Source organism: Nocardioides marmorisolisilvae, assembly GCF_031656915.1.
In the GTDB taxonomy this organism is placed as follows: domain Bacteria; phylum Actinomycetota; class Actinomycetes; order Propionibacteriales; family Nocardioidaceae; genus Marmoricola; species Marmoricola terrisoli.
In genome coordinates, this window is the sequence record NZ_CP134227.1 from 2,262,735 (window position 1) to 2,288,797 (window position 26,063).

At 66.4% G+C, this 26,063-nt stretch carries 23 protein-coding genes; 5 read left to right on the forward strand and 18 right to left on the reverse strand.

All coding sequences use genetic code 11. The features are described from left to right. Nucleotides 1-21: 21 nt before the first annotated feature. The gene (locus Q9R13_RS10815) at nucleotides 22-978 is read right to left on the reverse strand and encodes a diacylglycerol/lipid kinase family protein (protein WP_310961191.1); all 957 of its coding nucleotides are present in this window, start codon (nucleotides 976-978) and stop codon (nucleotides 22-24) included. After that, the gene (locus Q9R13_RS10820) at nucleotides 975-2,537 is read right to left on the reverse strand and encodes an FAD-binding oxidoreductase (protein ID WP_310961192.1); all 1,563 of its coding nucleotides are present in this window, start codon (nucleotides 2,535-2,537) and stop codon (nucleotides 975-977) included. Before Q9R13_RS10820 ends, Q9R13_RS10815 begins: the two co-directional genes overlap by 4 nt. A 17-nt stretch (nucleotides 2,538-2,554) precedes the next feature. Here Q9R13_RS10820 and Q9R13_RS10825 point away from each other — a divergent pair, with 17 nt between their 5' ends. After that, on the forward strand, nucleotides 2,555-3,157 hold the full coding sequence (locus tag Q9R13_RS10825) for a TetR/AcrR family transcriptional regulator (protein ID WP_310961193.1): 603 nt from the start codon (nucleotides 2,555-2,557) through the stop codon (nucleotides 3,155-3,157). Further along, nucleotides 3,154-4,671, forward strand: a complete 1,518-nt coding sequence (locus tag Q9R13_RS10830) for a glycerol-3-phosphate dehydrogenase/oxidase (protein ID WP_310961194.1) — start codon at nucleotides 3,154-3,156, stop codon at nucleotides 4,669-4,671. The genes Q9R13_RS10825 and Q9R13_RS10830 overlap by 4 nt, the downstream gene beginning before the upstream one ends. Nucleotides 4,672-4,790: 119 nt before the next feature. On the opposite strand, the gene Q9R13_RS10835 is transcribed toward Q9R13_RS10830, so the two are convergent. The 3 genes from Q9R13_RS10835 to Q9R13_RS10845 are packed head-to-tail and all read right to left on the reverse strand — an operon-like array spanning nucleotide 4,791 to nucleotide 7,521. Then, complete coding sequence (locus Q9R13_RS10835; protein ID WP_310961195.1) at nucleotides 4,791-5,531, reverse strand: SDR family NAD(P)-dependent oxidoreductase; 741 nt, start codon at nucleotides 5,529-5,531, stop codon at nucleotides 4,791-4,793. A gap of 32 nt (nucleotides 5,532-5,563) precedes the next feature. After that, on the reverse strand, nucleotides 5,564-6,712 hold the full coding sequence (locus Q9R13_RS10840; protein ID WP_310961196.1) for an acyl-CoA dehydrogenase family protein: 1,149 nt from the start codon (nucleotides 6,710-6,712) through the stop codon (nucleotides 5,564-5,566). Nucleotides 6,713-6,723: 11 nt separating this feature from the next. Continuing rightward, on the reverse strand, nucleotides 6,724-7,521 hold the full coding sequence (locus Q9R13_RS10845) for an enoyl-CoA hydratase/isomerase family protein (protein ID WP_310961197.1): 798 nt from the start codon (nucleotides 7,519-7,521) through the stop codon (nucleotides 6,724-6,726). A 119-nt stretch (nucleotides 7,522-7,640) separates the two neighbouring features. Here Q9R13_RS10845 and Q9R13_RS10850 point away from each other — a divergent pair, with 119 nt between their 5' ends. Together Q9R13_RS10850 and Q9R13_RS10855 are read left to right on the forward strand one after the other, a co-directional pair. After that, nucleotides 7,641-8,318: a TetR/AcrR family transcriptional regulator gene (locus tag Q9R13_RS10850; protein ID WP_310961198.1), complete on the forward strand. Its 678-nt coding sequence runs from the start codon at nucleotides 7,641-7,643 to the stop codon at nucleotides 8,316-8,318. A gap of 312 nt (nucleotides 8,319-8,630) precedes the next feature. Then, nucleotides 8,631-10,430 (forward strand): TIGR03767 family metallophosphoesterase, encoded by a 1,800-nt coding sequence (locus Q9R13_RS10855; protein ID WP_310961199.1) that lies wholly within the window; start codon nucleotides 8,631-8,633, stop codon nucleotides 10,428-10,430. Nucleotides 10,431-11,324: 894 nt separating this feature from the next. Here Q9R13_RS10855 and istB read toward each other — a convergent pair. The 9 genes from istB to Q9R13_RS10895 form a co-directional block, all read right to left on the reverse strand. Next, nucleotides 11,325-12,143: an IS21-like element helper ATPase IstB gene (gene istB / locus Q9R13_RS10860; RefSeq protein WP_310961200.1), complete on the reverse strand. Its 819-nt coding sequence runs from the start codon at nucleotides 12,141-12,143 to the stop codon at nucleotides 11,325-11,327. Next, entirely contained in the window at nucleotides 12,143-13,663 is a 1,521-nt protein-coding gene (gene istA / locus Q9R13_RS10865) for an IS21 family transposase (RefSeq protein ID WP_310961201.1), read from the reverse strand. Before istA ends, istB begins: the two co-directional genes overlap by 1 nt. Before the next feature lie 231 nt (nucleotides 13,664-13,894). After that, the gene (lhgO, locus tag Q9R13_RS10870) at nucleotides 13,895-15,118 is read right to left on the reverse strand and encodes an L-2-hydroxyglutarate oxidase (RefSeq protein WP_310961202.1); all 1,224 of its coding nucleotides are present in this window, start codon (nucleotides 15,116-15,118) and stop codon (nucleotides 13,895-13,897) included. Further along, nucleotides 15,111-15,758 carry an NADPH-dependent FMN reductase gene (locus Q9R13_RS20280; RefSeq protein WP_397217742.1) on the reverse strand — a complete coding sequence of 216 codons (648 nt, stop codon included), beginning with the start codon at nucleotides 15,756-15,758 and terminating at the stop codon, nucleotides 15,111-15,113. Before Q9R13_RS20280 ends, lhgO begins: the two co-directional genes overlap by 8 nt. A 5-nt stretch (nucleotides 15,759-15,763) precedes the next feature. After that, nucleotides 15,764-16,615, reverse strand: a complete 852-nt coding sequence (locus tag Q9R13_RS10875; RefSeq protein ID WP_310961203.1) for an aldo/keto reductase — start codon at nucleotides 16,613-16,615, stop codon at nucleotides 15,764-15,766. Further along, nucleotides 16,612-17,055 (reverse strand): DUF3237 domain-containing protein, encoded by a 444-nt coding sequence (locus tag Q9R13_RS10880; protein WP_310961204.1) that lies wholly within the window; start codon nucleotides 17,053-17,055, stop codon nucleotides 16,612-16,614. Before Q9R13_RS10880 ends, Q9R13_RS10875 begins: the two co-directional genes overlap by 4 nt. Next, entirely contained in the window at nucleotides 17,052-18,215 is a 1,164-nt protein-coding gene (locus Q9R13_RS10885; protein WP_310961205.1) for a thiolase family protein, read from the reverse strand. The genes Q9R13_RS10880 and Q9R13_RS10885 overlap by 4 nt, the downstream gene beginning before the upstream one ends. Continuing rightward, nucleotides 18,212-18,976, reverse strand: coding sequence for an SDR family NAD(P)-dependent oxidoreductase (locus Q9R13_RS10890; RefSeq protein ID WP_310961206.1), 765 nt, complete (start codon nucleotides 18,974-18,976; stop codon nucleotides 18,212-18,214). The genes Q9R13_RS10885 and Q9R13_RS10890 overlap by 4 nt, the downstream gene beginning before the upstream one ends. Before the next feature lie 149 nt (nucleotides 18,977-19,125). Beyond that, nucleotides 19,126-20,088 carry an SMP-30/gluconolactonase/LRE family protein gene (locus Q9R13_RS10895; RefSeq protein ID WP_310961207.1) on the reverse strand — a complete coding sequence of 321 codons (963 nt, stop codon included), beginning with the start codon at nucleotides 20,086-20,088 and terminating at the stop codon, nucleotides 19,126-19,128. 73 nt (nucleotides 20,089-20,161) lie between these two features. Here Q9R13_RS10895 and Q9R13_RS10900 point away from each other — a divergent pair, with 73 nt between their 5' ends. Beyond that, on the forward strand, nucleotides 20,162-21,781 hold the full coding sequence (locus Q9R13_RS10900) for an AMP-binding protein (protein WP_310961208.1): 1,620 nt from the start codon (nucleotides 20,162-20,164) through the stop codon (nucleotides 21,779-21,781). A gap of 13 nt (nucleotides 21,782-21,794) precedes the next feature. On the opposite strand, the gene Q9R13_RS10905 is transcribed toward Q9R13_RS10900, so the two are convergent. Genes Q9R13_RS10905 through Q9R13_RS10920 form a run of 4 tightly spaced genes read right to left on the reverse strand, consistent with a single transcriptional unit; the run spans nucleotide 21,795 to nucleotide 26,006 of the window. Beyond that, entirely contained in the window at nucleotides 21,795-22,457 is a 663-nt protein-coding gene (locus Q9R13_RS10905) for a TetR/AcrR family transcriptional regulator (RefSeq protein WP_310961209.1), read from the reverse strand. Between the two features lie 48 nt (nucleotides 22,458-22,505). Next, complete coding sequence (locus Q9R13_RS10910; protein WP_310961210.1) at nucleotides 22,506-23,495, reverse strand: ABC transporter permease; 990 nt, start codon at nucleotides 23,493-23,495, stop codon at nucleotides 22,506-22,508. Continuing rightward, nucleotides 23,495-24,481 carry an ABC transporter permease gene (locus Q9R13_RS10915; protein WP_310961211.1) on the reverse strand — a complete coding sequence of 329 codons (987 nt, stop codon included), beginning with the start codon at nucleotides 24,479-24,481 and terminating at the stop codon, nucleotides 23,495-23,497. Before Q9R13_RS10915 ends, Q9R13_RS10910 begins: the two co-directional genes overlap by 1 nt. Beyond that, complete coding sequence (locus tag Q9R13_RS10920) at nucleotides 24,474-26,006, reverse strand: sugar ABC transporter ATP-binding protein (protein WP_310961212.1); 1,533 nt, start codon at nucleotides 26,004-26,006, stop codon at nucleotides 24,474-24,476. Before Q9R13_RS10920 ends, Q9R13_RS10915 begins: the two co-directional genes overlap by 8 nt. Nucleotides 26,007-26,063 lie beyond the last annotated feature (57 nt).

Below are 26,063 nucleotides of genomic sequence, written 5' to 3' on the forward strand. Positions count from 1 at the left end.
CCGGCACGTCCTCAGCGACCGTCAGGGCTGCGCGAATCTGACCAGTTCGGTCTGGTCTCGCCTCGGGAGGATGAGGTTGAGCGCGCCGGGAAGGACGTCGATCTGCGCCGCGGCACGATCGGAAGGTGGAAGGGGCCCCAGCAGCTCGCCGTCACCGCCCATCGGCACCGATGGCGTTCCACTCACCGTCACCGACCGTCCGCGCATCACATGGACCTCAGGGAGCTCGACGTGGGCCCCGTCGTAGACCTTCGGCAGGGACTGGAGCAGATCCCATCTGCTCGCTGCCTCGATGACCACGACGTCGAGGAGGCCATCATCGACCTCCGCGCTGGGCGCGATCTTCATGCCTGATCCGTAGTACTTGGAGTTCGCGACGACCACCGTCGCGGCAAGGAAGTCGCGGGCACTCCCGTCCACGACAACGTGAACCCTGGCCGGCTTGTAGGTCACCAGGGAGTGGACCGCGGCATAGGGATACTGGAGCTTGCGTGGCAGCCAGCGCACCTTGTCCACGACTTCACCGGCGACGGCATCGACACCGGCGTACACCGAGCCTGCGACGACGCGTGGAGCGGCGTCGCCGAGACGCAGGGTCAGCAGGTCCGTCGGGGTGGATACGCCCTCGAGCAGCATTCTCGCCAGGTCGTCCGGCGCCGAGGGAAGGCCGAGCATCCGGGCGAAGTCGTTGCCGCGTCCGGCCGGGATGATGCCGAGCGTCGCGCCCACAGCAGAGACCCGACCGGCGATCGAGGACAGCATCCCGTCGCCGCCGACGGACACCACCACGTCACCCCTGCCCGCGGCCTCCTCGACGACATCCGCGGTCGCTTGGGGGCCGGTCGAGTAGGTGACCTCGACCTCCGCACCGGCATCGCGCAGGATCCGGGCCACCGGTACGACCGCAGCGGCCGCTGCACCGCCCCCGGACACCGGGTTGACCAGGAACGAGTAGGAGCGGACGGCCTGGTCGGTCACGGGATCAGGACCCCCGGGTTGAGCACGCCCGTGGGGTCTACCGCGTCCTTGAGACCGCGCAGCATCGCGACGCCGACCGGTCCGATCTCTCGGGCGAGCCACGGCTTGTGGTCGGTGCCCACCGCGTGGTGGTGGGTGATGGTGGCGCCGACCTCGATCATCGCGTCGGACGCGGCCGCCTTCGCGGCGAGCCACTGGGCCAGCGGTTCCTCGGCCTGCTTCGTGGCGACGGTGAAGTACAGCGAGCAGCCGGTCTCGTACACGTGGGAGATATGGCACAGCACGAGGGTTCCCTCCCCCAGCGAGCCCTCCAGGGCATCCTTCACCGACTGGTAGAGGCGCTCGCGGTTGGACCAGAACGTCGCTGTCTCGAGGGTCTCGACCAGGACACCGACGTCGAGCATGGAGTCGCGCAGGTACGGCGCATGGAAGCGGCCGGCCGCCCACGCCTGACCGCGCTCCTCGCCAAGGTTGGTGCCGCCGAGCGACTCGAGGATGGCCGTGACCTGGGCTCGGCTGGCCGCGACCGACGCGCCCTCGTGGCCCACGATCATCAGACAGCCGGTGACGCCCTCGCCGCCGATGTCCTTTTGACTGGCCAGGTTGGCCATCGTCTCGGCCTCGTCCGACAGGCGGATGACGGTAGGTAGCAACCGATCCTGGGCGAGCCGTCGCATCGCCTCGGCGCCTTCGGCGAAGGTCGGGAAGGTCCACGCCTCGTAGACCTTCTCGGCAGCCAATCGCCGCACCCGCACGGTGACCTCGGTGATGACGCCCAGGGTGCCCTCGGAGCCCATCACGACCTGGCGCAGGTCGGGGCCGGCGGCGTTGGCCGGCGAGGAGCCTGTTACCAGCTCGCCGATCGGGGTGGCCACTCGAAGCCCGACCACCATGTCGTCGAATCGGCCGAAGCCGGCCGAGGACTGCCCGCTCGAACGGGTCGCAGCGAAGCCTCCGACCGAGGCGAACTCGAAGGATTGGGGGAAGTGGCCCAGGGTCAGCCCGTGCTCGGCCAGAGCGGCCTCTGCCGCCGGGCCGCGCATACCGGGCTGCAGCACCGCGGTCATCGACACGGTGTCCACCGACAGCAGCCGGTCGAGGCGGATCAGGTCGAGGCTGATGAGACCGGCGTAGCCGTCGCGCCGGGCGGCCAGCCCGCCCGTCACGCAGGTACCGCCACCGAACGGGACCACGGCGACGTGGTGCTGCACGGCCCAGGACAGGACCGCGACGACGTCCTCGTGGGAGCTCGGCCGGACCACCACGTCGGGAGCGTCGGTCAGGTCCCCGGTGCGGGCCCGGAGCAGGTCCGGGGTGGACTTGCCGCGTGTGCGCAGCCGTCGCGCTGCGTCATCGGTCACGACCGCGTCGTCCCCGACTGTGCCGCGAAGCGACACGAGCAGGTCCTCGGCGAGGCCGGAGGTCGGCAGTGAGACATCGGTCGCCGCGGGGGTGTCGCGGGTGCCGACGAAGGCGTCGACGAGTCCGCGGACGCTGTCGGGAAGGGCCTCGGCCGCGGCCGGGTCGCCCCAACGCTGCGGGTGCATTTCGATCGTCATGCGTTACAGTGTGACACATGACGTCCGAACGCAACAAGGTGCCGATGGCGGAGACGGCCGACCGGCTGCTCGCGGCCGCCCGCGCGTGCGTGATCGACGTCGGCTGGCGGCGCACCACCCTGACCGATGTTGCGAACCGCGCTGGTGTCTCCCGGATGACGGTCTATCGCACGTATGCCGACATGGAGACGCTGTTCGCGGACCTGATGACCCGCGAATGGGCCGACGTCGTGGCCGCGGTGGTGACCACCGACGACAGCACCGCATCGTGGCCGGATCGGATCGCGGACCGCGTCGCCGGGAGTGTGACCGCGCTGCGGGAGAACCCACTGCTGCGCCGGATGGTCGACCTGGACCCCGAGTGGCTGCAGCCCTACCTGCTCGAGCGGCGTGGCCGGTCGCAGGACGCCGTACTCGACCTGCTCGCCGGCCGGATCGCCGAGGCCCAGGCCGAGGGTGGCCTACGGGAGGGTGACCCGGCGCTCCTCGCCCGGACGATCGTGCTCGCCGCCCATGGCTTCCTCTTCTCCGCGCACACGATGACCGACGACACCACCCCTCACCTCGAAGCACTCGACCAGGAGCTCGCCGAGCTCGTCCGGAGGTACCTCACGCCATGACTCCCGCAACCGCCCGCATCGTGCCGGGCCTCGACGGCGCACCTGACCGCGTTGACCTGGTCGTCGTCGGCCTCGGGGTGACCGGAGCCGGCGTCGCCCTCGACGCGGCCTCGCGTGGACTGAGCGTGCTCGCGGTCGACGCCCACGATGTCGCTTTCGGCACCTCCCGCTGGTCCAGCAAGCTCGTTCACGGCGGACTGCGCTACCTCGCCTCGCTCCAGATCGGCATCGCGCACGAGAGCGCCGTCGAGCGCGGCATCCTCATGGAGCGCACCGCTCCGCACCTGACCCGTCAGCTGCCGTGGCTGCTCCCGCTGACCAGCGGCGTCTCGTTCACCCAGGCGACCCTCGCCTCCGCGGGCTTCCGTACCGGCGACCTCCTTCGCCTCGCCGCCGGCACCTCGCGTGACACCCTTCCCCGACCGCGGCGGGTGTCGCGGACCGAGGCCCAGCGACTGGCTCCGGCGCTGCGTTCCTCGGGGCTGCGCGGAGGGCTGATCAACTGGGACGGCCAGTTGGAGGACGACGCCCGGCTGGTGACCTGTCTGGCCCGTACCGCAGCCGCCCACGGCGCACAGGTCCGCACCCGGGCCCGCGTTCTGGAGGCGGCAGCCACCTCGGTGCGACTCCGCGACGAGCTGACCGGCGAGACCCGCACCATCACCGCCCGCGGGGTGATCAGCGCCGCGGGCGTATGGGCCGGTGAGCTGGCGGAGGAGATCCGGCTGCGGCCGAGCCGCGGCACCCATGTGGTGCTGCGCGCCGAGAGCATTCCGGGCCTCAGGTCGGCCCTCACCGTGCCCGTGCCCGGAAGCAGCAGCCGCTATGTGTTCGCGCTCCCCCAGCCCGAGGGCGTCATCTACTTGGGCCTGACCGACGAACCCGTGGACGGCGACATCCCCGACGTGCCCGAGCCGACCGAGGGTGAGATCGGGTTCCTGCTCGACGTGGTCGGCGCGGCCCTGGAGCGTCCCCTCAGGCGCACGGACGTCATCGGCGCCTTCGCAGGCTTGCGCCCCCTTCTCGAGGCGGGCGGCTCCACCGCCGATCTGTCCCGCAAGCATGCCGTCCTCACGTCACGCAACGGTGTCGTCACCGTCGTCGGAGGCAAGCTCACCACCTACCGGCAGATGGCCGAGGACGCCGTCGACGCCGTCGGCCTGACCACCACGCCCTGTCGCACCCGGGACCTGCCCCTGCTGGGCGCCGCTCCCCGCGACGTGCTGGCGCGGTTGGAGGAACCAGCCCGGCTGGTACGCCGGTTCGGCACAGAAGCCCGGTTCGTGATCGACGAGGCCGTCAGGGCGAGCGGCCTGACCGAGGACGAGCTGCTCACCGCCGGACCCGGTGGGATCACCCTCGCCGAGCTCATCTTCGGTGTGACCCACGAGGGTGCGGCCGATGTCGACGACCTTCTTGACCGACGTACCCGTGTGGGCCTCGTCCCAGAAGACCGGGTCTCCGCCCTCCCCCTCGCCGAGCGTGCCCTGAGCCTGGTCCGGTCGGTGTCCTGAAGGAGTCGCGGCCTGCGCCTCGCACCGTCGGTGATGATCCTGTCGAGCCGGTAGCCGGCGGAGGACTCGTGGGTGATCCACTCGGCAGTGAGGACGGACTCGGAGGATGGTGGCGCGGCCTAGCTCATCGTGAGGCCGCCGCTGACGCTGACGGTCTGCCCGGTGATGAACGCGGCCTCGTCCGAGGCCAGGAAGGCGACGGCGTTGGCGAGATCCTCCGGCTGGCCCAGCCGCTTCAACGGGATCGCCTTCGTGAGCGCCGCACGCAGCTTCTCCCCGCCGATCGAGGCGAACAGCGCCGTGTCTGTCGGGCCAGGAGACACGCAGTTCACGGTGATGCCGGCGCGGGCCATCTCTCGAGCCAGGGTCTTGGTGAAGGCGATGATGCCGCCCTTGGCCGCCGAGTAGACCGCCTCACCACTCGACCCCACGCGGCCGGAGTCCGAGCCGATGTTCACCACCCGGCCGTAGCCCTGCTCCGCCATGAGCGGCAGCACCTTGTGGCAGGTGTTGAAGGCGCCGTACAGGTTGATCTGGATGATCCGGTCCCAGGTCGCGGGCTCGGAGTCGACGAACGGCTCGGCCTTGTCCCAGCCCGCGTTGTTGACCAGGACGTCGACGCGACCCAGCGTGCTGACGACCTGCTCGACCAACGCGTCGACCGAAGGGCGGTCGGTCACGTCAGCACGGACTCCGATCGACCCGTCGCCCAGTGCTGCGGCGGTTGCCTGGGCGGTTTCCTCGTTGATGTCAGCGACAACCACCGTCGCTCCCTCGGCGGCGAGCTTGGTGGCGATCCCGGCGCCGATGCCCTGACCGGCGCCAGTGACGATGGCGATCCTGCTGTCCAGCTTTCCCATGATGAGTTCCTTAACTAGATGCGGTGAGGCGGTCAGGGCGCGTAGGCACGGCCGAGCAGGCTGCGAGAGATGACGAGCTTGGAGACCTGCGCGGTGCCGTCCCCGATCTCAAGACCGATGACGTCACGCAGGCGTTGCCCGACCTTGTGCTCGGTGGAGTAGCCGACATGGCCGAGCGTGAGCAGACACTGGTGGATCACGTCGGTGGACAGCTTCGGCGCCCAGAACTTCGCCATCGCGGCCTCGGCGCTGTGCTCGAGGCCGGCGTCCTTGCGCCAGAGCGCCTCGTAGCAGACGTGCCGAGCACCGGCGATGTAGGTCGCGTACTCGGCCAGGGGGAATGCGACGCCCTGGTAGCTGCCGATGGGCTTGCCGAACGCCTCCCGGTCGCGTGACCACTGCAGCGCCTCGTCCATGCTCTGCTGGGCGGCGCCCAGGCAGAGCAACCCGATGATGGCGCGGGAGTAGTCGAAGCCCTGCATGACCGAGACGAACCCGCCGCCCTCGGCTCCGATCAGCTCCGCTCGGGTCACGCGTACTCCGTCGAAGTGGACCGAGGCGCGACCGATCGCGCGGCTGCCGAGGTCGTCGAAGGCACTGCGCGAGATGCCCGGGTCGCTCATGTCCACCCAGTACGCACTCACCCCACGGGCACCGGCTCCGCCGGTCCGGGCGAGCACCACCGCGCAGTCGGCCGCCATGCCGAGCGAGATCGAGGTCTTCTCACCCTGCAGGGTCCACGCGTCAGAGCCGTCAGGGGTGGCCCTCAACCCGAGGTTGGCGGCGTCGGTGCCCGCGCTGGGCTCGGTGATCATGATGCACGGCACCGTCTCGCCGGAGGCGATGCCGGGGAGCCAGGCTTGCATCTGTTGTTCGGTGCAATTGCGCACCAGGATGTCGCTGATCAGCGCGGTGTTGATGATCAGGTAGCCGGCATTGAAGTCGGCACGCCCGACCTCCTCCGCCGCGATCCCCGCGATCACGGCGGTCGCATCCTGGCCGCCGTGCTCGTCGGGGATGCGCAGCCCGGTCAAGCCCATCTGGGCCATGTCGGCGGCCAGCTCTCGGCGGAACTCAGCCGCCTTGTCGTCGGCCTGGTAGTGCGGCGCGAGGGTCCTCTCGGCCCAGCGGCGCAGCTCGGCGCGGAACGCTTCTTCGTCCTCGTCGAATCCGTAGTGCATGGGTCGCGACCTCAGCGGGCGGACGGAAAGACGGGATCGCGCTTCTCGCGTAGCGCGGTGTAGCCCTCGACCACATCCGGGGCCATGAAGCAGAGCATCTCGTAGGCGGCGGACTGGTCGAAGATGGGAGCGGCCTGGCGCACCCAGCTGTTGAGCGCGCGCTTGGTGTAGCGGATCGCCTGCTGGGCGCCCGTCGCCATCACCTGGGCGACGCGCAGGGCCTCATCGAGCACCTCGTCGCGCGGCAGGGCCTTGCTGACCAGCCCGATCCGCTCGGCCTCGGCTCCGGTCAGCATCTCGCCGGTCAGCAGGTAGTAGCGAGCCTTCGCCATGCCGCACAGCAGCGGCCAGATGATCGCGGCGTGGTCACCGGCCGCGACTCCGAGCTTGACGTGGCCGTCACCGAGCTTGGCGTCATCGGCCATGATCGAGATATCGGAGAGGATGCCCACCACGGTGCCAGCACCGACCGACACGCCATTGATCGCCGAGACGATCGGCTTATCGCAGTTGACGATGTTGTAGACCATGTCGCTCATCTCGCGCAGCATGTGGTCAACCCGCTCGTGATTGCCGGCCAGCCGGGCAACCATCTCCAGGTCGCCCCCGGCGCTGAATGCCTTGCCGGCGCCCGTGATGACCGCGACCCGGGTCTCGGGGTCATCGGAGACATCCCGGAAGACGCGCGCCAGCTCACCGTGCATCTGCTCGTCGGTGGCGTTGTACTTCTCGGGGCGATCCATGGTGATCAGCAGGACGCCGTTGTCATGTCGGGCGAAGGTCAGCTGGTGGTAGCTCTCGAAGGTCATGGCGTCCTCGCATCACGGTGAATAGTCGTTCAGTATGACTGAATCTAGATTCATCCCGCGGGCGTGTCAACGACCTCGACGCCCTAGAATGAATTTGCATTCAACGCCCAGGAGGACCGATGGCACGCCTCGCACCGAGCGACCACCCGCAAGACGCTGCTCGGCGGACCCTGGCCGAGGAGCGCTCCCGCCAGCTCCTGGGCGCCGCTGCACGCCTGATGGAGCGTGAGGGCTCCGAGGCGGTCTCGATGCAGGCGCTGGCCGCCGAGGCCGGCGTGAGCGTCGGGCTGATCTACCGCTACTTCGGCAGCAAGGACGAGGTCCTCCTCGCCGTGATCACCCAGGTTCTCGACGCCTTTGCACGGGAGGTACCTGCCGCGATCAACGATGCCGGCGTCGACCCGGTGCGTCGGCTGGCGGCGGCCTTCGCGGCGTACTGCCGTGTCATCGACGAATTCCGGCATGCTGCGGTCCTGACCTATCGCGAGTCGAAGACCCTCGACGAGGCCGGGCGCGAGCAGATCAAGAAGCTCGAGGTCGAGACCAGCCAGCCGCTGCGCGAGGTCGTGCACCAAGGCGTCACCGCAGGTGCCCTCGACGCAGCCGATCCAGATCTCGTCGCGTACAACCTGCTGCTTCTCGCCCATGCCTGGGCGCTCAAGCACTGGTACTTCGAACGCACGATGGACCTCGGCGCCTACATCGACGCCCAGCTTGCACTCGCCCTGCGCGCGATCGTTGTGCCGGAACACCGTGATGCCTACCGCGACCTCTTGACCGCCGGCCCATCTCGTTAGTGCTCGGGCGCAAGCAGATGACAGCCGGTCCGTTCCTTCCGCGCCGGGACGCGCGGCCGCGGATCCGGGTGAGACCACGGCCCACCCGGGGTCACTCAAGCCCCGCCGAGTAGAAGGAGGCGAAGCGCGACGTCTACTCGCCGCGGTCGCCGTCGGTCTCGATAGACCGGACGCGCTCCGGCGTCGGGGTCACGCCGCACACAGCAGGTACGGGCGACGGCCAGCCAGGCGTCGCCGCTTGACTGAAAAGTCGGATTGCGTCACTCAACGGCGCTGGCCTCGTTGTTCCCGTCAGGCCCCGAGAGGATGCACATGGACGACGAGCAGGCAGCCCCGGCTGCGGCAGACCCCACCCCCGGCATCAGTCGCCGCAAGGCGCTCGGCCTCGGCGCCGCGGCGGCGGGCGCGGTCGCCGCCGGTTCGCTGCTGCGGCCCGGCGCCGCCGCTGCCGATTCGGTCCCGCCGACGGCCTACCCTGTTGCCCCAGTCGGCTCGACCCTGGACAAGACGCTGCTGCGCGGCGCTCCCGGTGCCGGGGGCTACCGTCGCATCGTCGACGGACCTGGGGAGCCGGCGGTCGTGCGCAGTGACCTGCTCGGCGGCGCCGCCCGCGGCAGCGGCACCCGCACCCCACTGGCCGCGTTCGCGCAGTTCACCGACATGCACCTCGTCGACGCCCAGTCTCCGGCGCGGGTCGAGTTCATCGACGAGGTCGGCGGTGCAGTAACCGGCGCGTACCGCGCGCAGGAGATGCTCTCCCTCCATGTGGCCCAGGCAATGGTCCAGGCGATGAATGGCCTGGCGAGCGCCGCACCAGTGACCGGTCGCTCGCTCGACTTCCTGGTCAGCACCGGCGACAACGCCGACAACACGCAGTACAACGAGATCCGCTGGCACATCGACGTCCTGGACGGGCGGCAGACAGTGCGGCCCGACTCGGGCAACATCACCAAGTGGGAGGGCGTCGGCGGTCGCAACGACCCGTCGAGCTACTACTGGCACCCGGACGGTACGCCGAGGCTGGGTGGCCCGGACGACCCGCACACCAAGTACGGCTTCCCCACCGTCCCCGGCCTGCTGGACCGCTGCCGGGCCCCGTTCGCCGCCACCGGTCTCGCCATGCCGTGGTACACGACGTTCGGCAACCACGATGGCCTGGTGCAGGGGAACGCCCCGTCCGACCGAGAGTTCAACCTGATCGCCACCGGGGCGTTGAAGGTCACCGGGTTCCCGTTAGGGCTCGACTCCAGCAAGCTGGTGGCTGCGGTCCTCAGCGGCGACTCGGCCGCGCTTCTCACCCTGCTCACCGCGGGACCCGCCAAGCTCGTCAAGGCGGATCACAACAGGCGACAGCTCGTGCACAAGGAGGTGATCAACGAGTACTTCAACACGATCACCACGCCGGTCGGCCACGGCTACACGGCGGACAACCGCGACCACAACACCGCCTACTACTCGTTCGACAAGGGCGGCGTGCACTTCATCTCGCTCGACACCTGCGACACGTTCGGCTACTCCGAGGGCTCGATCGACCACGCTCAGTTCGTCTGGCTCGGCAACGAACTGAAGCAGCACAGCTCGCGCTATCTCGACACGAACGGGCAGTGGGTGGCCGGCAACGGCACGGACCAGCTGATCGTGATCTTCAGCCACCACACGGTCGAAACGATGACCAACCCGATCGGCTTGAACCGAGTCCTCGGCGACACCGTCGCCACGCTGCTGTTGCAGTTCCCCAACGTCGTCCTCTGGGTCAACGGACACACGCACCGCAACACTGTGGTGCCCTACCCGCGAGCGGCCGGAGCGGCTGTGGGCGGCGGGTTCTGGGAGGTCAACACCGCGGCGCACATCGACTGGCCGCAACAGGCCCGGGTCGTCGAACTCGTCGACAACGGCGACGGGACGCTCTCGGTCTTCGGCACGATCGTCGACCACGCCGCCCCCAACGCGTGGCCGGCGAATCCGATCACGCCGCTCGAGCTGGCCGCGCTGTCGCGCGAACTGGGAGCCAACGACTGGCAGAACGAGACGCCGACAGTGACCGAGGACGGCAAGCGCGGCAAGGCCTCGGACCGCAACGTCGAGCTTCTGGTCAGGAAGCCCTTCTAATCCCGACGAAACACGTCGCGGTTGGCCACATCACGTTCCTTGGCCTCTGCGGTTCCCGGGCCACCGCGCGGACCGTAGCCCATCGCGCTCCGGCGATCCGCCCCGCGTCCTGGCTGCTCATTCCGCCCGACCATCCGGTCAGTCTGTAATCCCGCGCCGATCCGTTCGGCGCGGTCCAGCTCCCGGGCCGCGGCGCGGATGGCTTCCGCGTGGTGGGTCACTCGCGCTGGATCTGCATCACGACGGCCTTCGGCTCGGTGAAAACTCGCGACTGAAGTCGCCGTCCTCACGGCCCACGCCGGACAGCGAAAAGGGCCCCTGACCCCGGCATAACCGCAGGTCAGAAGCCCTTTTCCGCTTCGGTGGCAGGTGCAGGATTCGAACCTGCGTAGGCTATGCCGGCTGATTTACAGACGGGCGCCCCCGAGCCTCTCACCTGCAGTTTTGCTGTTTTCGGCGAAACTTCCCCACGTATTCCCCCCACAAGCAGCCGGACGAGACGGCCCTCGACCGGCACCGGCCGGGGCTCCTTTCACTCCACAACTGTCAGGCTTGTCTGCAACTGGTAACGGGACCAGCGTGGTGGCCCACGCGGGCAGGGCCGGACCCCGGCTGCTTGTGGATCGGACTGGCCCGACCGACGAGCTCTCCCGGTCATCGGGATCGGGCAACTTCTTGGTAGTGGCGCTGCGCGATCACCGAGCAGGCGGCGCCGAAACATCGACGATAGCGCTTGAGGATCACAGCTGGGTGTCGCCGGACCGACGGCAACGCGACGAATTCGCAGCTCCTGTGTCAACGGACAGCGGGACTTCCCTGTGGGCGGTCAGGTGATCTCCTTGCTGGCGGACAGTTGATATCCCTGTCCACGGACAACTGATCTCCCTGCGTTGGTTAGGTCAGAGGCACCACTCCTCGTCCGGCGGTGGCTTCGGAGAGGCGCAGTGAGGTGCCCTCGGTGAGCACGACGTGTGCGTGGTGGAGCAGCCTGTCGACGGTGGCTGTGGCCAGAGTCTTGGGCATGATCGTGTCGAACCCGGAGGGGTGCAGGTTGCTGGTGACGGCGATGGAGCGGCGTTCGTAGGCAGCGTCGACGACGCGGTAGAACGCCTCGCCGGCTGCTTGGCCAGCGGGGAGCATGCCGATGTCATCAATCACGATGAGCTCGGCCCTGGTGATCCGGGCGATGGTCTTGGCGACGGATCCATCGACGCTCGCGCGACCGATCGCTGTGGTCAGCGATTCGAGGCTGAACCAGGAGACGCGCATGCCCTCGTCGATGACCTTGTGGGCCAGGGCTTCAACGAAGTGCGTCTTCCCGGTGCCGCTGGGGCCAGCGACGGCGAGGTTCTCGGCCCGGCCGACCCATTCCAGGGTGGCGAGGCCGGTCTGGGTGCCGGGTGGGATGGAGGAGTCGGTCTCGCGCCAGGACTCGAACGTCTTCCCGGCGGGCAGGCCGGCGGCTTTGCGTCGCATCCTCCTGGTGGCGTCATCACGGCCGCGGATCTCCTCGGTGATCAGGACCCGCAGGACCTCGGCGGGGTCCCAGCGTTGCGCCCGTGCGGTGGCCAACACTTCGGGTGCGACGTTGCGAAGGTAGGGCAACCGCATCCGTTTCAAGACCGCGAGGAGTTCCTCGGGCAGCTCCGGCGCCGAGGCCGACTGGGTGCTGAGGGCGGTCGACTGGGGACCTCGCGTGGTCGGCGTGGTCATCACTGTTCCTCTTCTAGACCCTCTGGGCGGGCACCGAAGGTTGCCCAGCCGCTGGTGCCGGGTTGGACCGAGTGAGCGTCGTCGGCGACGACCATGCTGGCGATCGAGGCACCGTTCGCGCGGTGGGTCACGATCGCGAGGAGGTCGCCCTCGGCGAACCGGCCGGCTGCGGCAGCAACACCCAACGCAGCGTCGACGGGTCCGGTCCCGACCAGGGCGGCGAGCTCGAGCGCGGCGGTCATCTTCGACCGAACGCGTTGCGCACCCACGGCGGCGGCTTCGATCAGCCACGAGTGCGCGCCCGGTCCCAACCCGAGGAACGCTTTCTCCTGGTCACTGCGGCCCTTCGGTTGCGGTGGCTTCGGGGACCCGTCGGGCTGTTGGGGATGGTCGGGATAGTGGGACAGGTCGATCCGCGGGTTCCCCGGCGTCGAGAGCCGGTGCCGGGCGACTTCGGTGAGCCCTGCCTGGAGGTTGGCAGTGATGACGAGCTCGTCGCCGTCGGCACGGACCCAGACCTCACGACCCACCAGGCCCGACGGGGTGGAGTAGCGCACCGACCCGAACCGAATTGTCTGGTCGGTGTTGACCATGCGGGTCTCACCGAGCGCTGCGGTGAATGGTGCCACCGGTATCGGATGCAACCGTGCCTGCTCGATGACCAGCGCCTCGGCCGGGATGCGTGCGGTCTCACGGTGGATCCGGTTGTTGACCTTGACGCAGAACGCCTCACACGCCTCGTCCAGTTCGGCGAACGAGTTGTAGCCGGTCAGCAGGTTCGCCTTGGTCGGGACCAGGTCTGCCTTCGCGATCCGCACGGTGGCTTCGGACCCACCCTTGGACTCAGGGTCGAACGGGACACAGGTATGGATCGTCAGCCCGTAGTGGCGGCCCGCGGCCACGATCATCGGATGCCGGACCGGAACCCGGGCGATGTGCTCGACCGTCACGGTCTTCTCGTTGTCGGTCAACGCATACGTCGGCGCCCCACCCACCCTGCGCAAGGTGGTGTCCAGACACGTCAGCAGGGTCTCGAGTTTGCGGTCCCAGGTCGGCAGGACGACCCGGAATCGCGACCAGGCCAACCACGCGCAGAACAGCAGCGTCTGCCGTGGTCGACCATCAGGACCGAAGACGACCGGCCCGTGGCCCCAGTCGAACTGCAACCACAAACCAGGCTCGGTGATCCAGGGCCGGTACTGACGGCGGTGCCCGTTGCGCCAGGCCTGCTTGGCGTTCGCGACCGCGCGCCGGGTGGTCCGCTCGTCGCCGGTGAATCCCATCGCGGCCAGCCGCTCGTGCAGCACATCGGCACGGACCGTGCCCTCGGACTGCTCGACCAGTTCCTCGATCTTCGGCAGGAACGGGTCGATCAACTTCGGACGCTGCACCGGCGCATCGACCGGCTCACCAGCATCACGCTTGGCGACATACCGGCGCACGGTCTTGGGGTCTACCCCCGCCAACAGCGCCGCCGAGTGCGCACACCCGGTGGCATCAAACGCTTCCAGAATCTCCATGATTTCCCTGTCAGACTTCTTCACAGTCCCTCCGGTGAGGCAGCTCGAGCGTGGTTAGAGACCTCGAGCGTTGCCCCGGAGGGACCTTCAATTTCGGACCGACACGACCGGCCCCGTAGTCCGTGAAGGGAGATCAGCTGTCCGCGGAGAGGGAGATGAAGTGTCCGCCTACAGGGATCTTGGACTGTCCGCTGTCACTCCTGCGCGTTCGGGTCCCTCCAGGTCACTCCGTCACGCTCGGATCGAGGGCCGAGCATCGAACTCGTCAAGCGCAGCAGCGGCGATCCGCTCGCCGATCAGAAGGCTTGCGGTCGCAGCAGGCGAGGGGGCATTCAGTACGTGGATCGTCCGAGCGTGCCGTGCGATAACAAAGTCGTCCACCAGGGTTCCGTCACGGTGAACCGCCTGGGCCCGGACTCCCGAGCTGCAACGGACAAGGTCGGTCGATTTAATGACCGGAACCATCTCCCGAATGCTGCGCACAAACAGCGGCTTCACCAACGAGCGGGCGATCTCGCCCGCTCCATGCCGCCAAAAACGGCGGACCATTCGCCACACGGCTGGGTCACGTACCAACCCAGTGACGTGACGAGGATCGACATCTCGCCAGCGGTAGCCGTGCCGAGAGAGTGCAAGTAGAGCGTTGGGCCCCACATGGACCGTCCCGTCCAGTCCTGGTGTGAGGTGGGTCCCCAGGAATGGCAGCGCCGGATCGGGCACCGGATAGACCGGAATACTCACTAGCGGTCGCGGGGTCGAGCTCAGCTCCGAATACTCGCCGCGGAAGGGCACGATGCGAATGTTGGGCTGACAGCCACTCATTCTGGCCACCAAGTCGCTCCGCAGACCTGCACAGTTGACCATCACCGCACAACGAAGCTCCCGGTCTTCAGTCGTCACCCGAACCTCGCCCTCACAAGTAGCCACCTCGACGACTGGTCGGGACACCTGGACGGTGCCACCAAGCGTTTCGACCTCAGCGGCCATCGCGCCGCAGACCAGGCCGAAGTCGGTGATGGCGGTGCCCTCCACGAACAATGCGTCAACGCCACTGACTTCGGGCTCGAGCTCTGCCAGCTCTGCGCGTGGAAGCGATCGAACGTTCACGCCGTTGGCTGCGCCCCGGCCCAGGAGTTCGTTCATGCGTTCTAGCTGAGAGCTCCTGGTCGCCACGATGACCTTGCCCGTCTTACGGACGGGCACCCCTTGTTCTCTGCAGTACTCGATCATGCGGAGTCCACCCGCCCTGGCGAACTCCGCCTTGAGGCTGCCGGGCCGGTAGTACAGGCCACTATGGATGACGTTGCTGTTGTGGCCGGATTGGTGGGCCGCGATGGTGGGCTCCGCCTCAAGCACAACGACGCATGTTCCGGGTCGACTCAGCAACACACTCCTTGCTGTCGCCAGACCGACGATGCCGGCGCCAATGACTACCACATCGGCGACGTCAGACATGTACACGCCTCGCGCACATGAGCGCTGCGAAGTCGAACGCCTGGCTTGCTACTGTCTCAAGTTGGCCGCGTATAGCGACATCAAGGCACTCGCCTGTTTCGCTGTCAAACACACCCGGACCCGCACCATTCACGGCAACCCCCAGTGGAGTGGGCCAGGCGCGCAACGCGTGGGCAACGACCCGCAGGGAGTGGAGTGTGGAGACGCTCGCCTGCCACCCGCTAGCTACCGCGATGCATCCAACGGGCACGTTGTCCAGGTAGGGCCGCTCGCTGGTACGGAGGTCTTCGACATAGTCGAGAGCGTTCTTGACCATGCCTGACATAGTTCCGTGATATCCGGGCGACGACACGAGGAGTGCATCGGCCCGGCGGATCGCGTCGACCAGGGCGCGAGCCGGCGCGGATCTCACGGTGGTTTGCGTGTCGTAGAGCGGGAGCATCAGATCACGTCCGACGATGAACTCGACCTCGGCGCCTAGTTGGCGCGCGCGCCCGGCCGAGACTCGAAGAGCCTGCTCTGAACTGGACCCCGGCCGAGTGGATCCGCCGAGACACAAGACATGTATCGGACGCCCTTCGTACGGCTCGGCAAGGTCGCGGGCCCCGTCCAGAGAGTCGGCCGCTGGTAGGGAAGTCATGGTTGTCAAAGTTCCTCATCTAGGGCGGCGAGGTCGGAGTCGGACAGCACGAGCCTGGTCGCCTCAATGTTCTCGTCGAGGTGTTCGAGTTGGGACGTGCCGGGTATGGGAAGGACCACGGGGGATCGCTGGAGAAGCCAGGCCAATGCGACCTGAGCGACAGTGGCGGACTGGCTGCGCGCCACACGCCCGATCACATGCGGAAGATCCGCAAGCTTGCCCTGCATCACGGGATACCACGGGATGAAAGCGATCTGGCGCTCCGCGCACATCTCGACCAGTGGTTCGTCGACGCGATCGATCAAGTTGAAGCGGTTCTGTACCGAGGCAATCGGAGTCAGCGCAAGCGCCTCTTCGAGCTGGCTGCAGCTGATGTTCGAGAGCCCGATGTTGCGAATCTTTCCCGAGCGTCGCAGATCGGCCAGCGCCCCCAAGGAATCCTCGAATGGAACTGCGGGGTCGACCCAGTGCAGCTGATAAAGGTCGATCGAGTCCACCCGCAGTCGTCGCAGACTTCCCTCGCAGGCCGCGCGCAAGTGCTCGGGCCGCCCATCGCATCCCCAGTTCCCCTTGCTGTCCCGGGTCCGTCCACCTTTGGTGGCGATCACGAGGTCGTCCGGGTATGGATGGAGAGCGTCGGCCAACAGGACCTCGTTCATGTACGGTCCATAGGTGTCTGCGGTGTCTACGAAATTGATTCCGGCGTCCACTGCTGAGCGGACCACCGACGTCGCATAGCTGCGGTCCGCAGGCTCACCTAGCCCGCCCGGACCAGTGAGCTTGAAGGCACCGAAGCCGAAGCGGCGGACCGTCTGGTCCCCTATCGCGACCTCGCCGGCGAGGGCATTGATCGTCATAGCAGCTCGAACAGGTCGTAGGTCACGCTGGCTCCACTCGTCTTGCCGATGCCGACGGCCTGGATGCAGTTCAACCACGCATAGTGTTCGTCGCCCGTCTCGAACGTTGCTGCGATCCGTGCATTAAGGAAGCCGCCCGGTTGCGGAATCGCGATCCCGCCGTAGGTCATCAGGACAACGGCGTTGTCCTCAGTCCTCAGCATGATCCGGGCATCGACCTTCAAGGATCGATCGGTGCGACGAGTTGCCCAGTCGCCACCTGGTGGGTGGACCGTTCCACGGAGCCGGTGGCCTTCGAAGCTGCCTCCGGTGACCTCGGCGACGATGCGCGAGCCCTGTGGAGCGCCCTTCAGATAGTGCGTGTCCGGGACGCTGAGCATCGTGACCACAAACAACGGCGCCACATCAAGGGTCGTTGTGGACATCGGAATCTCCTTCATCCTTTCACCAGCACATGTGCACTCGACACTGCCGTGTGTCGCTTGATAAGCCCGCCGCCGCATTGGATGAGCGCGACCCGGGGAACATCCAGCTGGCGGCCCCCTGCCGTGCCGCGAAGCTGCTGCACGGCCTCGTAGGCCTGGGCGAGGCCGGTGGCGCCGATCGGGTGGCCCCTGGCCACCAGCCCGCCGGACGGATTGATCGGCATCGCACCAGTCAGCTCGGTATGCCCCGTCCTTGCCCACTCCTCTTCGTCGCCGGCGGGGCACAGCCCGCTCTGCACCCAGGAGACCATCTCTCCCGGCGAAGTCGCGTCATGCAGCTCCGCGAAGTCGATGTCCTCCGGGCCGAGGCTTGCGTGGTCGTACGCCGCCTGAGCCGAGTCTGCATGCGCATCACAGGGCCCGCGAGCATCGCGCGGGAGGCTGCGCAACGATGATCCCCGGATCTCGATTTGAGGCCCAGTCCCACGGCGCGACGTGACGACTACCGCTGCGGCGCCATCGCTAAGCGGCGAGCACATGGCTACGGTCAGCGGCGCGAGGACCATACGAGCGGCCAGTGCGGCCTCCACGGAGAGCGCAGTCCGGTGGTGGGCAAGCGGGTTGAGTTCCCCATTGCTGCGCGCCTTGGCTGCGAGGATGGCGAAGGACTCCGGGCTGACTCCGCGCGTCATCAGCTCAGCGGCGACCAGGGCATAACGATCGATGAACGGGCTCCGGACGACTTCACTATCGCCGAAGTCCGCGTAGTCCAGGTCGATGCCTCCGCGGAACGCCCGGAAGCTCTTGGTTTTGTCCGGGTGCGTCAACTTCTCGCATCCCGCAGCCAACACTGTCTCGTACTGACCGCTGGCGACACTGGCCCAGGCGAGGTGCAGCGCGTTGCCACCAGTTGCGCATGCGTTCTCGACATTGTTCACAGCGATCGACCCAAATCCCATCTCGTGGGTGACCGTTTCTCCGCGGATGCAGTCCTGACCCCAGATCGCGCCCGCCGTCGAGTTGCCAAAGAACACTGCCTGGATGTCATCGACTACGGCGTCCGCATCGCCGAGGGCTGAGGTGATCGCGTCGCGCGAGAGCTCTTTGAAGGTCGACTCGGGATGCCGGCCGAAGGCCGTCATCCCGACACCGGCAATCCTCACTGGTCCGCTCATGCGCGCTGCGCCTCCTCTCGACGTTGTGTGACCGCGACCGGGATGGCATCGGTGGGCATGCCGCTCGCGAGCTGCCCACCGTCCATGACCAAACACGTTCCGGTGATGAAGCCGGCATCGTCGGAGGCAAGGAAGGCGACCGCAGCGGCAGTCTCGTATGTCGTGCCTTGACGGCCCATCGGACACTGGCTGCCGCGCCAAGCGCGGGCGACCTCATCGTCGCCCCAGTAGCGGCGAACCATGGTCGAGTCGATGATCCCCAGCGCCAAGGCATTCGCTCGGATGCCGCGCCTGGCGTATCGGACGCCGAAGTGCCTTGCGACGGCGATGAGACCTGCCTTCGTGACCTCGTACGACAGAGACGAGCCAGGACTGACTAGTCCAGCAAGGGAGGTCACAAAGACGAAATTGCCGCGGCCACGCGACATCATCGGCTCCAATGCTGCCTGTGCGGTCAGCCAGTGCGAACGCAGGTTGATTGCTACCGTACGGTCCCACTCCGCCACGCCTTGAACACGTCCGGGTTGCTGGGGGTTGATGGCAACGTTGCAGACGACGACGTCAAGGGGTCCGAGCTCACGCTCTGCACGGAGCACGACGGCGGTGCAAGCCGCCGGGTCCGCAGCGTCGGACTGTAAGGCCAAGCCTCTGCCGGGAAGGGCGGCAACGGTTTGCTCCGCCTTGACCAGATCGATGTCAGTCACCGCGACGTCGGCACCTTCGCTGGCCAGGCGCAGCGCGATCGCCCGCCCGTTGCCCATCGGCAGAACTTCGCCCTCACCCGCGGGGCCGTCAGCGCCTCCACCTAGGACAAGAACCTTGCGGCCGTCAAATCTCTGCACTCCGAACTCCCTAACTAACGTTAGGTAGAACGTAGTCCCAGTCGCGTTCACGGTCAATGAGAGCCACGTCACGCCCGTTGAAATCCGGCAAATGGCACAGCGGGGCGACCCCTCTTGCCTGGGTTGCACACGAGGACCCGGCCACCAGCAGACAGCAACCCGCTGGCGTCGTCCACGCACGCCGTTGTGATCATCAGCGTCTCGAGGTCCGCGCCCCCGAAACAGCAGCTGGTGGGATGTGCGCAGGGCAGCGAGATCGCGGTCAGCAGCTCGCCCGCGGGCGAGTAGCACAGCACCGCAGCCCCGCCCCAAAGCGCTACCCATACGTTGCCATCGCTGTCCACACAGAGCCCGTCCGTGACACCAGGGCCAGGGGGCCGCAGCCACTGGGATCGCGGCCCGACGGTGCCATTCACGACATCGAAATCGCCAATGTAGATCCATCCGCTGGCACTGTCGGCTAGGTAGATTCGCCGGCCATCCGGGCTCCAGTCGATCCCGTTTGGCAGGGTGAGGCCGCGCCAGGTCGCCGTCACCGAACGGTCGAGACCAATGCGGTACAGAACTCCGACACCGGGGGTGAGATCGACCGCCATGCTTGAGACCCACAGCCGGCCCGCAGCGTCGCACCGCCCATCATTGAGGCGCATCCGCGGTGATTCGCTCGGTTCGACCTGAAGCACGGGCACCACGGAGCCTTCAGGAGTGAGGCTCGCCAGACGACGCCCTGTGCCGATGAGCAGACTTTCGGACCGCGCCACCGAGACCACGCACAGTGGCGCTCGATCGAGCTGCACGACCTCGAACCCTGGCACCGCCGACGCGACTTCGTCGACAGCCTTGCCAAGCGCAGCCTCGGTCGCGAACCTGACAGTCCGGCCCACCACATCGATCCATCCGAAGCGAGCATGCCCCTGGTCCCACCATGGACTCTCCCCCAGTATGGAGTCCGTGCCCGCACACTCCCACGCCACCCGTTGGATGACGCCTTGGGGCCAAAGCCCGCCGACACCACACTGTTCGATCCGCATAGCGCCTAGCCTAACTAATGTTAGGTAGTCTAACCTTCACTCAGCGCTGCTCTCAAGCAATTGAAGGAACCTCATGAAACCGGTCGGCGACCGCCGTTCCATCCACATCGCGATGCACGATGCTGTCCTTCGGATGCCCGGCGCGCCCTTGGTGACCTTCACCGTGGATCCAGAACGCACCTACACACGCGCCGACTTCTGGGAGCTGTCGATGCGCTCTGCAGCCGCGCTGGTGTCGTCGGGGACCAAGGCAGGCGATCGGGTCGTGATCATGACCAGCAACCGGATCGAGTTCCTTGCGACCTGGACCGGAGCGGTGGCCATCGGTGCGATCCCGGCGCCACTGAACACTTCCTTCAAGGGACACATCCTGCGCAACATGCTCGCGCTAGTTGATCCAGTGGTCGTCATTGCGGAAGGCGAGGTTCTCACCCATCTGGCTCCGCAGCTGGTCGCCATCGATTTCTCCGGCACGCTGGTCGCTGTTGACGGAGTTCGAACGCTGCCACCGGCTACCCAAGGGGTCGGGTCCTCACAGTGCTTGTACGCCGACTGGGCTAACGTCGCACCCCTGCAGGAGTTCGTCCTCACGCGCCCGTCAGACCCTGGCTTGATCCTCTACACCTCGGGTACGACCGGTGCATCGAAGGCCGTCCTATGGCCGCACAACATGCTGATCTCGTTCTCGGAGACGGTGGTCGAAATTATGGACTACCAGCCCGGAGACGTGCTCTACACGGCGCTGCCCCTCTTCCATGGCAATGCCTTGATCTACGGGTTCTACGCAGCGCTGCTCTGCGATGCCACCAGCGTGATCGCCCCACGCTTCTCGCCGTCGACCTTCTGGGACGACATGCGGCGCTGGGGGGTCACCAAGACCTCGATGATGGGGCAGATGGCCGCCATGCTCCACGGCAAAGACTGCGACCCGCGCGATCCCGAGAACCCTGTCGAGCGGATCTGGATCACGCCACCTCCGGCTGACAGCGCAGATTTCGAGACACGTTTCGACGTACGCCTTGCCCAAGGCTATGGACTCACCGACGTCGGGCTGCCCCTCGGCTCTCCACGCGACCTCAACTACCCCATGGAGTCCGTAGGACGAGTCAACCCGGGGTGGGAAGTGATCGTTGCCGACGACCACGACCAACCGGTAGGCATCGGCGAGACCGGCGAACTCCTCGTCCGACCACTCCTACCCTACACGACGCCCATCGGCTACTGGCGCAACGCGGAGGCAACGATGGAGCTGACCCGCAACCTCTGGTACCACACCGGCGACTCCCTCTGCCGCGACGAGGACGGGTGGTTCTACTACCTTGGTCGGAAGAAGGACAGCATCCGACGGGGTGGGGAGAACATCGCACCCGACGAGGTCGAGATGGTTCTGGCGCTCCATCCCGCGATCGCTGAGGTTGGCGCATTCGCGGTGCCCTCCGACCTCACCGAGGATGATGTGATGGTCGCTTTGATCCTTCACTTCGACGACGTCGACCTGGAGGAGATCGGCGACTTTGCCGAGGAGAACCTGCCGTTCTACGCAGTGCCGCGCTACTACGACGTCCGCTCGGACCTTCCTCGCACAGCTACTCACAAGGTACGCCGGGAAGCCCTTCGCAAAACGGGCGTCACGCCGACGACCTGGGATCGCGGTCGAACCAAACGTACACAATCGGTAACCGAGAACCGGTGATATCGCAGCCTGGTCAGACGATGACGCCGGACCTGAAGATGTCGATCTGAGCCTTGACGACGTCATCGATCGTGCGGGAGCCGTCGGGGTCAAACCACCGGAAGACCCAAGTGATAGAGCCCATCATCACCCGGAATGCCATCCGGGGGTCGAGTTCTGAACGCAGCACGCCTTCCGTGACGCCTCGCTCGATCTGGTCGAGCCAATAGCGTTCGACGCGAGCGCTAGACGCATCCAGCGTCGGCATTACCGAACTGAGGTACTTCCAGTCGCCGAGCAAGATCTGCACCGCGGACCAGTGCTTGAACCCGACCTCAAGCGAGACGGTCGTCAAGCGCTCGATCGCGTCTACAGCACCCTGTGACTCCGCCACGACCGTGTCGTAGCCCTCGAAGAGATCGTCCCAATAGCTGGTGATGATCTCTTCGATCATCGCCTCCTTCGACGCGAAGTGGTGGTAGAGGCTGCCCGCCATAATGCCAGCGCGCTTGGCGATCTGACGGATGGATGAGCCTTGGATGCCGTTCTCAGCCATCGTCATGGCGGCCACCTGGAGCAGGTCTGCTCGTCTGGTGGTGGATGCCGCGACCTTCTCCGGAGCTTGTCCGGCGCTTCCAGTCAAGTGCTGCCTTCCTGTCCTCCGGGGGAGTAGTCCGCGGCTGCTGCGACTCCGCACGTCAACTCATCTGGCTGCGGGTGATGCTACCGCAGTCCCAATCGTGGCTCAGGCTCGCACCAGTGCGCTGGCAGAGCTCCGCCGCTGGACCGCTCGTGTAGCGAATCTACCCGCCGCGTACTCCAGCAAAACAACCGCGAACAAGATCAGCCCGGTAAAGAGCTGAATGACGTCATCAGTAGCTCCGTGCGCGTTCAGCCCGCTGGACACCATCCCGAGAATGACGACGCCAAAGGCCACGTGAAGGACGGTGCCCCTTCCCCCGACGAGGCTGATGCCGCCGACGAGAGCAGCCGAGATTGCCCCGAGCAGCAAGGTCCCATATGCATTTGGCGTGATCGCTCCAACCTTCAGCGAGGCCAGCGATCCGGCCAGTGCGGCGCATCCGGCCGATGTACCGAAGGCGAAGGTAATCGGCCTGATCAGCGAGACGCCAGCGGCTATCGCTTCCTCCCGGGCCCCGCCGATCGCGTAGACCTCTCGGCCCCAACGGGTGAATGCCAGATAGAAGGCGAGCATGATGAACACTCCGATAGCCGCGACAATGTCTGGCGAGAGGAATGGGCCCCACCGGTCCAGCAGGAACGCGGTGTCTTTGAGCGACTCCACGCTGAGCGGCTGCCCACCGCAGAGCTGGAAGCTGACGCCGCCCAGCAGCACCAGGGTGCCGACGGTGACCACCAACGAGTTGATGCGCAGTCGCGCGATGAGCAATCCCTGCATGCAGCCGAAGAGCGCCATGGTCGCTGTTGCGGCGATGATCGCAACCAGCACACCCGTACCCAGATTCACCAGCCGGACCGTGAGAGCGCCGCCCACGGCAGCGCTCGCAGCCACGGAGACATCCAGCTCCGCCGCGATCATCGTCACCGCGGCTCCCACTGCCACCAGTCCGAGCAGGCTGAAGTTGAGGAGGACGGAGTAGACGCCGCTGGTTCCGCGGAAGAGCTCGGTCGTCGACCCGAGACCGACCCACAAGGCAACCAGCAAGATGATCTGCGGCCAGTACGGACGGACAGCCTGAAGCGCGCGTTCCATCATTTCCCCCTGCGCTGACTCGCGAAGTGGACCACCAATATCGCGACAAGAAGGAGCCCACCCTCGAACATCTGGTGATAGCCATCGGAAACGTTGTGCAGTGCAAACAAGTTGTTCAACAAAGAGATGAAGACGGCGCCCAGAGCGGCATTCATCGGGGAGCCCACCCCTCCTTGGATCGAGATACCCCCGATGAGAACCGCGGTAACGACGTCGATCATCAGCGAAGGCAACATGACGGTCGTCGCCTGACCCACCGTCGATGCGACAATGACGCCGGCAATGGCTGCGGTGATGCCCAGCCCCACGAACGCCCACAGCGTGCTCTTGCGAATGCTTACCCCGGAGACGATCGCGGCGGCGGGGTTCGCTCCGCTCAGGATGATGTGGCGACCGATCACCGAATGGCGTACGAACACTGTGGTGCCAACGGTGACAAGTATGAAGACAATGACGACCACCGGGGCTCCGAGAAGGTCCCCAGCCACATGGCGAAGCCCGCGCGGCGCGAATGTGAAAGCCCCGCTGTTGTCACCGCTGAACAACGCTACCGCCCCCACAATGACGGTTCCGAAGGCAAGTGAGGCGACGATGGCGTTCAGTCCAAGCCCGATGACGTAGCCCTGGATGAGGCCTACGACGAGGACCATGGCCAAGACGACAGCGAGGGTGAGCGCCATTGATTCACCACGGCTCAGCAGCGCCGCTACGAGTACTGCGGGAAGCATTGCCGAGGGTTGCGCTGCCAGGGAGATCAGGTTTCCAGAGACCGTGACGAGCGACATCCCAACCGCCACGATCCCCACAATCGACGCGTTACGCAGAATTGCCTCGAAATTGGCCGCCGACGAGAACCCGTCGGTCGTCACGCCACCGGCAACCGTGACGGCGACCAGCAGGGCTGGCAGCGCCCACGCCAGCGCGTCGAAGCGTCGGGTTGCTGACTGGACCGCAGCGACTCGCGCTCCAACCCTTGAGTCAGACATCGTCGGCATGGGACACCTTCCGTCCGCTCATCACATGGCTCAGCAGCTCCTGTTCGGTCCAATCACCAAACGGTCGCATCTCCGTCATCCTCCCGTGGGAGAATGTAGCGATGACGTCGGCCAGCCCGAAGATCTCATTCGTGTCGGATGAGGCGATAAGTACCGCGACACCGCGATCGGCCATCTGCCGGATCCGTTGATAGATCTCTGCTCGAGCTCCGACATCGACACCGCGTGTTGGCTCATCGGCGATGAACACCAATGGGTCGATTCCAGTCCACTTTGCGAGTGTGACCTTCTGCTGATTGCCTCCGCTGAGGGTGGAGATGGGACTGGAGAGCCGTTCGGGGTCGAGGGCGAACTGCAGCGCGGCTGCACACGCTTGCTCCGACTCTTGTCGCTGGGAAACCCAGCCGCGACGCGCAACTCGGTCGATCCATGGCGATGAGATATTCCGCAGGACCGATAGGCCAGAGAAGATTCCGTCGGATTTCCGGTCCGAAGAGCAGTAGGCGATCCCTGCCCGAATGCCGTGGGTCCGAGAGCGGAGGTTCAATGGCGAACCCGAACCGAGCGTCACCTGACCGGCTACTGGTGGGCGACAACCCGCAACCGCTTGGACAGTCGCGCTCGCACCGCTGCCGAGCTGCCCTGTAAACCCGACAATCTCTCCTGCCCTTAGCTCGAAGGAGACGTCAGCCCCGATAGCGGTCGCCTTCAACCCAGTCACCCTCAGCCGCGTTTCATGGCAAGGCACACCCGCGGCGCGTGCGGGAAACATGTCATCCAGGCGTCGTCCCAGCATCAGAGCCACCACGCCGCCTACATCGGTCGCGCTCGTCTCGACGGGCGGCAACGCGACACCGTTGCGCATCACTTGGACCCGGTCGCACACGGTGAATACCTCGTCGAGGCGATGTGTGACGTAGACCACCGCCATCCCGGAGTCGGCCAGATCTCGCACGAGAGGGAGGACTCTCGCGATCTCCGCCTCGGAGAGGGCCGCGGTCGGCTCGTCCAAGATCACCACACGCGCGTCCCGCACAACGACACGTGCGATCTCCACGAGCTGACGCTCACCGACGCTAAGCTCACGCACCGCGATCCCTGGGTCGACCTGTCCCAGGCCCACCCGCTCGAGGGCACCGAGTGCGCTTCGTTCGAGTTTGCGTCGGTGCCAGATCAGCCCACTGTCGAGCCTGCCCAAGGCGAGGTTCTCAGCGACTGACATGCTCGGCACAAGACTGAACTCTTGAGTGACGATCGCTACGCCCGCTGCCTTGGCTTCCGCCGCAGACCTGAACTGCACGCGACGGCCGTCAAGCTCGATGAATCCGCTGTCGGGTTGCTGCAGTCCCGCGACACACTTGACCAATGTGCTCTTCCCAGCTCCGTTCTCTCCGAGAAGCGCAAGCACCTCACCCGCACGCACCTCAAGCGACACCTCGCTCAGTGCCACCACCGAGCCGTACTGCTTCGACACATTGTCGATCCGAAGCCTCGACGAGGACGCCGCTCGGGTCATGACCTTCTCCTTTGACGTCGTTTCGGGTCAGGCGCGCCCGAGCGCGGGCACCTGATC

Bases quoted from the DNA above. Each gene is read 5' to 3' on its own strand.
- Q9R13_RS10835 (WP_310961195.1), bottom strand. From the start codon at position 5,531: ATGGGAAAGCTGGACAGCAGGATCGCCATCGTCACTGGCGCCGGTCAG.
- Q9R13_RS10875 (WP_310961203.1), bottom strand. From the start codon at position 16,615: ATGACGATCAATGCCCTCGCCGGCGAGGTCGCGATAGGGGACCAGACG.
- Q9R13_RS10900 (WP_310961208.1), top strand. From the start codon at position 20,162: ATGAAACCGGTCGGCGACCGCCGTTCCATCCACATCGCGATGCACGAT.
- Q9R13_RS10840 (WP_310961196.1), bottom strand. From the start codon at position 6,712: ATGCACTACGGATTCGACGAGGACGAAGAAGCGTTCCGCGCCGAGCTG.
- Q9R13_RS10845 (WP_310961197.1), bottom strand. From the start codon at position 7,521: ATGACCTTCGAGAGCTACCACCAGCTGACCTTCGCCCGACATGACAAC.
- Q9R13_RS10830 (WP_310961194.1), top strand. From the start codon at position 3,154: ATGACTCCCGCAACCGCCCGCATCGTGCCGGGCCTCGACGGCGCACCT.
- Q9R13_RS10885 (WP_310961205.1), bottom strand. From the start codon at position 18,215: ATGAGCGGACCAGTGAGGATTGCCGGTGTCGGGATGACGGCCTTCGGC.
- istB (WP_310961200.1), bottom strand. From the start codon at position 12,143: ATGACCACGCCGACCACGCGAGGTCCCCAGTCGACCGCCCTCAGCACC.
- lhgO (WP_310961202.1), bottom strand. From the start codon at position 15,118: ATGTCTGACGTCGCCGATGTGGTAGTCATTGGCGCCGGCATCGTCGGT.
- Q9R13_RS10890 (WP_310961206.1), bottom strand. From the start codon at position 18,976: ATGGGCAACGGGCGGGCGATCGCGCTGCGCCTGGCCAGCGAAGGTGCC.
- Q9R13_RS10880 (WP_310961204.1), bottom strand. From the start codon at position 17,055: ATGAAGGAGATTCCGATGTCCACAACGACCCTTGATGTGGCGCCGTTG.
- Q9R13_RS10855 (WP_310961199.1), top strand. From the start codon at position 8,631: ATGGACGACGAGCAGGCAGCCCCGGCTGCGGCAGACCCCACCCCCGGC.
- Q9R13_RS10920 (WP_310961212.1), bottom strand. From the start codon at position 26,006: ATGACCCGAGCGGCGTCCTCGTCGAGGCTTCGGATCGACAATGTGTCG.
- Q9R13_RS10850 (WP_310961198.1), top strand. From the start codon at position 7,641: ATGGCACGCCTCGCACCGAGCGACCACCCGCAAGACGCTGCTCGGCGG.
- Q9R13_RS10915 (WP_310961211.1), bottom strand. From the start codon at position 24,481: ATGTCTGACTCAAGGGTTGGAGCGCGAGTCGCTGCGGTCCAGTCAGCA.
- Q9R13_RS10895 (WP_310961207.1), bottom strand. From the start codon at position 20,088: ATGCGGATCGAACAGTGTGGTGTCGGCGGGCTTTGGCCCCAAGGCGTC.
- Q9R13_RS10820 (WP_310961192.1), bottom strand. From the start codon at position 2,537: ATGACGATCGAAATGCACCCGCAGCGTTGGGGCGACCCGGCCGCGGCC.
- Q9R13_RS10825 (WP_310961193.1), top strand. From the start codon at position 2,555: ATGACGTCCGAACGCAACAAGGTGCCGATGGCGGAGACGGCCGACCGG.
- Q9R13_RS10910 (WP_310961210.1), bottom strand. From the start codon at position 23,495: ATGGAACGCGCGCTTCAGGCTGTCCGTCCGTACTGGCCGCAGATCATC.
- istA (WP_310961201.1), bottom strand. From the start codon at position 13,663: ATGGAGATTCTGGAAGCGTTTGATGCCACCGGGTGTGCGCACTCGGCG.
- Q9R13_RS20280 (WP_397217742.1), bottom strand. From the start codon at position 15,758: ATGACTTCCCTACCAGCGGCCGACTCTCTGGACGGGGCCCGCGACCTT.